At 72.6% G+C, this 7,875-nt stretch carries 6 protein-coding genes and 1 tRNA gene; 4 read left to right on the top strand and 3 right to left on the bottom strand.

Annotated elements, in window-relative coordinates:
* A partial coding sequence (locus tag BI06_RS09600) for a SpoIIE family protein phosphatase (RefSeq protein WP_063794944.1) occupies positions 1–1,757 on the top strand: 1,757 nt, incomplete at its 5' end.
* 117 nt (positions 1,758–1,874) lie between these two features.
* Here BI06_RS09600 and BI06_RS50485 read toward each other — a convergent pair.
* Together BI06_RS50485 and BI06_RS09590 are read right to left on the bottom strand one after the other, a co-directional pair.
* Positions 1,875–2,642 (bottom strand): hypothetical protein, encoded by a 768-nt coding sequence (locus BI06_RS50485; protein ID WP_157855174.1) that lies wholly within the window; start codon positions 2,640–2,642, stop codon positions 1,875–1,877.
* Positions 2,643–2,860: 218 nt separating this feature from the next.
* Positions 2,861–4,630, bottom strand: a complete 1,770-nt coding sequence (locus tag BI06_RS09590; protein ID WP_051740709.1) for a phosphatidylglycerol lysyltransferase domain-containing protein — start codon at positions 4,628–4,630, stop codon at positions 2,861–2,863.
* Between the two features lie 340 nt (positions 4,631–4,970).
* On the opposite strand from BI06_RS09590, the gene BI06_RS09585 reads away from it, so the two are divergent.
* Entirely contained in the window at positions 4,971–5,642 is a 672-nt protein-coding gene (locus BI06_RS09585) for a response regulator transcription factor (protein WP_030392394.1), read from the top strand.
* Entirely contained in the window at positions 5,639–6,778 is a 1,140-nt protein-coding gene (locus tag BI06_RS09580) for a sensor histidine kinase (protein ID WP_030392395.1), read from the top strand. Before BI06_RS09585 ends, BI06_RS09580 begins: the two co-directional genes overlap by 4 nt.
* Before the next feature lie 121 nt (positions 6,779–6,899).
* Here BI06_RS09580 and BI06_RS09575 read toward each other — a convergent pair.
* Positions 6,900–6,983, bottom strand: a tRNA-Leu gene (locus tag BI06_RS09575).
* Positions 6,984–7,401: 418 nt separating this feature from the next.
* On the opposite strand from BI06_RS09575, the gene BI06_RS09570 reads away from it, so the two are divergent.
* A partial coding sequence (locus tag BI06_RS09570) for a DUF3662 domain-containing protein (RefSeq protein ID WP_199523263.1) occupies positions 7,402–7,875 on the top strand: 474 nt, incomplete at its 3' end.

Below are 7,875 nucleotides of genomic sequence, written 5' to 3'. Positions count from 1 at the left end.
CGACCGCTCCGACCGCACCGACCGCCGTCCCCGTCCCAGTCCCCGTCCCCGCGGCCCCGCCCGGAGCGCCGACCGGCCGGTTCGGCCCGTTCCTGACCAACGGCCACGCCGGCGAGCAGCTGGCCCTGCTCAACGAGGTCGGCGGCAAGGTCGGCACCACCCTGGACCTCGGCTTCACCGCCCACGAGCTGTGCCGGGTGCTCGTCCCCCGGGTCGCCGACTTCGCCTGCGTCGACCTCGTGGACGGCCTGATCTCCGACTCCGAGCTGCCCGCGGCCCGCCCCGACGACGACACGATGCTGCGCCGGGTCGCCCTGGCCCGCAACGAGTCCGCCGGCCAGTGGGACCACGTGCTCGCCGAGGGCTCGCTGGTCGCCATGCCCCGCCGCACCCCGCCCGGCATGGCCCTCCAGCTGAACCAGCCGGTGCTGGTCCCGGTGGTCACCCGGGACGTCGCGGTCGACTACGCCGCCGCGCTCGGCGGCCCCGAGCTGGTCCCGGTGGTGTCCGGCCGCTCGATGCTGGTGGTGCCGCTCTCCGCCCGCGGCACCGTGCTCGGCATCCTCAAACTGCTCCGGCTCCCGGACCGGGACCCGTTCGACGAGGGTGACGCCGCGACCCTCAAGGAGCTGGCCGCCAGGGCCGCGCTGTCGCTCGACAACGCCCGGCTGCACCGGGCCGAGTCCCGGGTCGCCACCACCCTCCAGCGCTCGATGATCCCGACCCGCCCGCCGCAGATCCCCGGCGTCCAGATCGCCCACCGCTACCTGCCCGGCGACTCCCGGGCCGAGGTCGGCGGCGACTGGTTCGACGCGATCCAGCTGCCCGGCAGCCGGGTCGCGCTGGTGGTCGGCGACGTCATGGGCCACGGCATCCACTCGGCCGCCGCGATGGGCCGCTTCCGCACCGCGATGCAGACCCTGGCCGCGCTCGACCTGCCGCCCGGCCAGCTGCTGCGCCATCTGGACAACCTGGCCCACAAGCTCGGCGACGACCATCTCGCCACCTGCCTGTACGCGGTCTACGACCCGATCAACCGGACCTGCGAGCTGGCCAGCGCCGGCCATGTGCCACCGGTCCTGGTCCACCCGGACGGCACCGGCGAGCTGCTGGAGATCCCGGCCGGCGCCCCGATCGGCGTCGGCGGGGTGCCGTTCGTCGCCAAGACCATCGACGTCTCGGACGGCTCGATGCTGGTGCTCTGCACCGACGGACTGGTCGAGGTGCGGGGCGGTGACATAGGAGCGGGGCTGGCCGCGCTCTGCGGCAATCTGATCGACCCCCGGCAGAGCCCGGAGGAGGCCTGCGACGTGGTCCTGGACCGGTTGCACTCCGACGACCGCAAGGACGACGTCGCGCTGCTGGTGGCCCGCTTCGACGGGGTCGCGCCGAGCGAAGTCGCCACCTGGGACCTCACCGTCGACCAGCGCGAGGTCGGCCGGGCCCGCGCCCTGGTCCGCGAGCAGCTGGCCGCCTGGCACCTGGAGTCGATCGGCGACACCGTCGTGCTGCTGGTCAGCGAGCTGGTCACGAACGCGGTCCGGGTGGCCCGGGACCGGGTCCAGCTCCAGCTGATCCGGGTGGACAAGCTGCTGGTCGAGGTCAGCGACGACAACCACAACCTGCCGTCGCTGGAGCCCGCCGAACAGCTCGGCGAGACCGGCCGCGGCCTCACCCTGGTCACCAAGCTCGCCGAACGCTGGGGCACCGCCCGCAAGGCGGTCGGCAAGGTCGTCTGGTTCGAACTGCCGCTCTGAACGCCGTGCACACCGCACGCGCCGCACACCGCACGCAGCGAAGCCGTGCAGCCGTGCACGACAGGAGCCCGCGGACCGGACGGTCCGCGGGCTCCTCGTCCGTACTGTTCGGCCCCGCTACGGCACGGCCGCGCCGGCCGGGGTGCGGCGGCGGACGTCCGCGGCCGCCGCCTCCAGCGAGGCGGTGGCCGTCGACACCACGGCCGCCGCGCCGACCCCGGCCAGCACCCGCGGCCAGAAGTCCCCGAACACCTCCACCGAGACCGCGATCAGCAGCGCCGCTATCACCGCGACCACATGCTCCATCCCGGCCAGGTTCGGCAGCACGATCGCCTCGCCGACCATCGTCGCCACGACCAGCCCGGCCGTGAACCAGGCCCGGCAGCGGAACGCGATGCAGATCGCCAGCGCCACCACCGCGGCCGAGGGGCCGGTGTCCCGCACGTGCGCGACCCACTTCGGGAAGCCGAAGACGTGGTCCGGGCCGATCGCCACCCCGACCCGGGCGAACAGCGTCCCGGCGATGGTGCAGGTGTAGGCGACCACCAGGGTCAGCTTCCGGCCGAGCACGATCTCGGCGATGCCGAAGACCACGAAGACCTGCGCCAGCGCCCCCCACACCGGCAGGTCCAGGGCCGGCACGTACAACGAAAGCGGCGTGCGCAGCAGCGAGACGTCCAGCGGCAGCGCCGCCTTGACGACGCCGATCCTGGTGACGAAGTGCTCGCCACCGGGAAGGTGCTGGACGATGCTGAACAGCAGGATCAGGCAGGTCGCCGCGGTGGCCAGTGGAACGGCCGCGAACTTCTTCCGCGCGACCTGCTCCCGGACCGTCCCGAACAGCGCTCCCCACTCGGCGACAGCGGCCTCTTTGGCAATAGCCACCGGCCCCTTTCGCACGCCCCCCGCGTGGGTCCTCCGCATCACAACCGGTTCTCCGATTCCCCGTTGGCGCAAGCGCCCTCTCGACTACCTCCACATTAGAAGCCGGTTAACGAATCCACATCGGCAATTGTGCGGATCCGAGTCATCCTCCAGGGGGAGAAACAACCATGAGATCCCCCCGGACGGCGGCCCGGCTCCCTCCGCCCCCCGGCGGAGGGCTACCCCTTCCCGTCCTGTGCCGCCACCGGCACCCGGGGCTCCGCGCCGGACGGCCCCTGGTGCCGGCGACGGAACAGCGCGGGCAGGCTCGGCGCGGTGATGAAGCCCTCGGCCCGGGCACTGGCGATGCCGATCCGCGGAATCTCGCTGCTCTTCTCGAACAGCAGATAGCGCGGCTCCCAGATCGGCCGGTACTTGGCGTTGGCGCGGTAGAGCGATTCGATCTGCCACCAGCGAGAGAAGAAGCCGAGTACGGAGCGCCAGAGCCGCAGCACCGGTCCCGCCCCGAGCTTGGAGCCCCGCTCGAAAACGGAACGGAACATGGCGAAGTTCAGCGAGACCCTGGCCAGGTTCACCTCACGGGCGCGCTGCAGGAGTTCGATCACCATGAACTCCATCAGGCCGTTCTCGGTGTCCCTGGCCCGGCGCATGAGGTCCAGCGACAGCCCGTCCGCACCCCACGGCACGAAGCTGAGCAGGGCCTTCAGCTCGCCCTCGCCGTCGTGGCACTCCAGCATCACGCAGCGCCCGTCGCCCGGGTCGCCGAGCCGGCCCAGCGCCATCGAGAAGCCGCGCTCGGTCGCGCCGTCGCGCCACTGGTCGGCCTTGGCCACCAGCTCGGCCATCTCGTACTCGGGGATCTCCTCGTGCCGGCGGATCCGCACCGTGTAGCCGGCCCGCTTGACCCGGTTGTACGCCTGGCGCACCACCCGCATCGCCCGGCCGTCCAGCGAGAACTCGTCGAGTTCGACGATCGCCTCGTCACCCAGCTCCAGCGCGTCCAGCCCGTGCCGGGCGTAGATCACCCCGGCCTCCTCGGAGGCGCCCATCACGGCCGGCGCCCAGGCGTGCTCGCGGGCCTCGGTCAGCCAGGCGTCGATCGCTCCGGGCCAGGCCTCGGGGTCGCCGATCGGGTCGCCGGAGGCCAGCGAGACGCCGCCGACCACCCGGTAGGTGACCGCCGCCTTGCCGCTCGGCGAGAACATCACCGCCTTGTCCCGGCGCAGCGCGAAGTAGCCCAGCGAGTCCCGCTCGCCCTGCTTCTCCAGCAGCCCCCGGAGCCGCTCCTCGTCCTCGACGGTGAGCAGCTCCGTGTTCCGCGGGCTGCGGAAGGCCACGTACAGGACCAGCAGGAAGAGCACCGCGCCCATGGCGTTGATGACCGCGTTCACCCAGGTCGGCGCGTCGATGACGGAGCGCAGGTGCTCGGAGGGGGTGATGGTGATCATCCGGCCGACCGAGTAGCGGAACATGTCCCAGAAGTCGGCGGCGCCGTGCAGGTTGTTGGTGAGGGCGACCAGGGCCGCGCCGACCACGCCGCCGAAGCCCAGGCCGGCCACGAAGGTGGCGGCGGCGGTCTTCGGGTTGGAGCTGTCGCCCTTGGAGGTGAACTCCTTCCGGCCGACCAGCAGTGCCAGGACGAACCCGCAGGTCAGCACGGTGGAGACATAGTTCAGCGGGTGCTTGGTGAAGCCCCCGCCGGGCAGCGTCATGGCGAGCAGGTAGAGCACCGCGAACAGGCCGGCCAGCGCGGTGTTGAAGATCCACGCGGCCCGCTTGCGGCGCCGCATCGCGATCGCCAGGAAGACCGAGAGCACCGCGCTGCTCAGCCCGGCGGTCATCAGGTACGGCGTGAAGTACTCGCCCTCGTTGTGCGTCTCGACCTGGTCGCGGAACGGCGCCAGGAGCACGGTGACGAGGTTCAGCAGCGCGATCAGCCGCAGGTACCAGACGGTCGCCGTGGCGGCGCGCGGGCGCCAGCGCGCCATGAGGGCGCCGGACCCGGACCCGGATCCGGTGGGGGAGGTGGACGGCTCCGGCTTCACAGTGGACGACACAGCTCAATTCCAAACGATCAGATGGTGGGCCGCATCCGCACGCGACCCGGCCGGCCACCCACCCCGGCCGCGGACCGACCGTACGGCAGCCGATTCCAATCGTTCCCCACCGCCGGTGAGAATCGCGTGAACCAGGTAGCGGATTCACACCCCCGCCGTTCGGCGGGGGTTGCTCCAGGAGGCCGGGCCCGGCGAAGCCGCCGGTCAGGCCCTACTCTCGATTCCAGTCATGCGGACCGGCCCGACCCGTCCGCCGAACCGAGGAGTGACCATCACCACCACCCGCGTGCTGATCGTGGACGACGAGATCCTGGTCCGGTCCGGGCTGGGCCTCATCGTCGGCTCCGCCCCCGACCTGGAGGTGGTCGGCGACTGCTCGGGCGCGCAGACCGAGGAGTACGTCCGGCGGCTGCGTCCGCACGTGGTGCTGCTGGACATCCGGATGCCCGACCTGGACGGCATCTCGGTGCTCCGCCGGCTGCGGGCGCTGCCCGATCCGCCGGCCGTGGCGATGCTGACCACCTTCGACACCGAGGAGCACATCGGCACCGCGCTGCGGGCCGGCGCCTCCGGCTTCCTCCTCAAGGACACCGCCCCGGACCAGCTGGTGCACGCCGTCCGGGTGCTCGCGGCGGGCGGCAACATCCTCTCCCCGACCGTGACCCGCACCGTGATCGGCGGCTACGTGGACGGCGGCGGCCCGGACGCCGAGGCGGCGACCCTGGCCCGCACCCTGACCGGCCGGGAGCTGGACGTGCTGGCGCTGCTGGGCGAGGGCCTGTCCAACGCCGAGATCGCCGACCGGCTGTTCCTCGGCACCGGCACGGTGAAGGACCACATCAGCGCGATCCTCGGCAAGCTCGGCGCCGCCAACCGGGTCCAGGCGGCCGTCGTCGCCCACCGGGCCGGACTGGTCCGGCCGAAGCCGAGCGACGGGGCATGAGCGACCCCTCTCCCGCACGACGTCTTCCGGCCGGGTTCACCGCGCCCTGGCTGATGATCCTGCTGCCCGCCGTCTACTCCCTGGTGGACGCCGCCCTGGTGGCCCGCGGCGCCCCGCTCTGGCAGACCCTGCTGTCGGTCCTGGCCGCCGTGGCGCTGCTGTGGCGGCGCCGCTTCCCGGTCACCGTGCTGCTGCTGACGATGCCCGGCAGCTATCTCGACGACATCTGGCTCGCCCCGATCACCGCCGTCTACACGGTCGCGGCCGAACGCCCGCACTCCCGGGTGGTGATCCCCTGCGCCTCGCTCTTCGCGCTGGTGGAGTTCTTCCACTGGCCGCTCTCCGAGCAGTCCTTCGAGCCGACCCGGGACACCGCGCTGTACGCCATCCAGTCCGTGATGCTCGCGGCGGGACCGGCCGCCACCGGACTGCTGTCCCGGACCAGGCGCGAGCTGGCGGCCCGGCTGGACGAGCTCACCCGGGGCCAGGCCCGGGAGAGCCGGCTGCTGGCCGACCGGGTGCTCAGCGAGGAGCGCGGACGGCTCGCCCGGGAGATGCACGACGTGGTCTCGCACCAGGTCAGTCTGATCAGCATCCAGGCGGGCGCGCTCCAGGTGTCCACCACCGACCCGGCGGCCTCGGGTGCCGCGGCGACCATCCGCGAACTGTCCGTGCGCACCCTGGAGGAGCTGCGGCAGATGGTCGGCGTCCTGCGGGCCGGCGGGCCGAGGACCGGCGCGCCGCTGGCCCCGCAGCCCAGGCTGGCCGATCTGCCGCGGCTGATCGAGGAGAGCGGACTGGCCGCCGACACCGAGCTCGCCCCGGGCGACCGCCCCTGGCCGGAGGCGGTCGAGCGGGCCGCCTACCGCACCGTCCAGGAGGCGCTCACCAACATCACCAAGTACGCGCCGCAGGCCGCGGTGCACGTCCGGATCCGGGCCCGGGGCCGGCGGCTGCGGGTCGAGGTCCGCAACGACGCCCCGCCGGTCCGCCCCGACCGGATCCTGCCCGGCGGCGGCCACGGCCTGGTCGGCCTGCGCGAACGCGCCCAGCTGCTCGGCGGCTCGCTCGACGCCGGCCCGACCGCGGACGGCGGCTTCGAGGTCCGCGCCGACCTCCCGGCGCCCTCGTCCTGAACCGGGGCGGCCCTGCCGGACCGGGGCCGGCGCCCGGGAAGCCGCAGCCGGTGCCGGTGCCCGGTCCGGTACCGGGGAACAAAAAAGCCCCGCAGATCCGAAGATCTGCGGGGCTTCGCTGTGCGCGAGGGGGGAGTTGAACCCCCACGCCCTTTCGGGCACTGGAACCTGAATCCAGCGCGTCTGCCTATTCCGCCACCCGCGCATGGGTGTTTTCACCGCTTGCCGGTCGATCAGCCGATCCGCTCGGTACCATGTGGCCTTCGCGCTTCTTCGATCGGGCCGCCCGGTGGGCGCCCCTTCCGACATGCAAAACAGTAGCACGACCTGCGGGTCACCTCCGAATCCGTTCCCGGGGGAGGCGGAGCGCATCCGAACGGATGCCCGGCGAACAGGCGAGCGAGGGATGGCGGGCCCGCCGGGCGGGTAGCCCTGGCATGCTGCCGCCCGCATGCGTCACCCTGTGTGTCCGAGCCCACCCCCGGGCACCACGTGGTCCGGGAACCGTACGGATGGCCCCGGCGTGGATACGATCAGTACGGAAGTACCGCAAGTAGGCGCGACCGGCTCCCCCCGGAAACCGGTCGGCAGGCAGGCGAACGAACCCTGGAAGGGGGTGCCCCATGGGAGTGCTGAAGAAGTTCGAGCAGCGACTTGAGGGTCTCGTCAACGGCACCTTCGCCAAGGTGTTCAAGTCCGAGGTCCAGCCCGTGGAGATCGCCGGAGCGCTGCAGCGCGAGTGCGACAACAACGCGAGCATCTGGAACCGCGAGCGGACCGTCGTGCCCAACGACTTCATCGTCGAACTCAGCCCGCACGACCACGAGCGGCTGAGCCCCTACTCCGGGCAGCTGGGCAACGAGCTCGCCGGCATGGTCCGCGAGTACGCCGAGGCCCAGCGCTACACCTTCATGGGCCCGCTCCAGGTGAACCTGGAGAAGGCCGACGACCTCGACACCGGCCTGTACCGGGTGCGCAGCCGCACCCTCGCCGCGGAGGAGCCGCAGCAGCAGGCCCCCGCGCAGCCGACCCAGCCCGGCTACGGCCGCCCGCCGGCCGCTCCGGCCCCCGGCGCGCCGTGGCAGCAGGGCGGCGCC

Origin of the sequence: Kitasatospora sp. MBT66, from assembly GCF_000710405.2 — a bacterium.
Lineage (GTDB): Bacteria > Actinomycetota > Actinomycetes > Streptomycetales > Streptomycetaceae > Kitasatospora > Kitasatospora purpeofusca.
This window is presented reverse-complemented; position numbering and strand designations above follow the sequence as displayed.